The organism is Micromonospora sp. LOL_025 (assembly GCF_048060285.1).
Classification (GTDB): domain Bacteria; phylum Actinomycetota; class Actinomycetes; order Mycobacteriales; family Micromonosporaceae; genus Micromonospora.
This window is the reverse complement of the sequence record NZ_JBHMIR010000147.1, coordinates 1-351: the sequence shown is the minus strand read 5'-3', so window position 1 is coordinate 351 and position 351 is coordinate 1. Positions and strand designations below refer to the sequence as shown.

Annotated in this window: 1 protein-coding gene; it reads left to right on the top strand. The window is 72.9% G+C overall.

Translation table 11 applies throughout. The annotated features are described in order from the left end of the window. Positions 1-38: 38 nt before the first annotated feature. A partial coding sequence (locus ACFHW0_RS31885; RefSeq protein WP_416613337.1) for an AMP-binding protein occupies positions 39-351 on the top strand: 313 nt, incomplete at its 3' end.

Sequence of the window (351 nt, the reverse complement as noted above, 5' to 3'; positions counted from 1 at the left end):
GGCTGGTGACGGCGACGGCCCGACGCCAACCCGACGCCGTGGCGATCGTCGACGGCACCAGCACGATCACCTACCGCGAACTCGACGAGTGGTCCAACCACCTCGCCCACCAACTACTCCGACACGGCGCCCGACCCGACCACCCCGTCGCCGTCAGCCTCCCACCCGGCGCACCCGCCATCACCGCCATGCTCGCCGTCCTCAAAGCCGGCGCCGCCTACCTCCCCATCGACCCCACCGCACCCGCGGCACGGCGACACCACCTCGTCACCGACTCCGGCGTCGCCATCCTCATCGCCGCACACCCCCACGACACCGACACACCCCCCGGCGTCGTCACCCTCGCCCCGC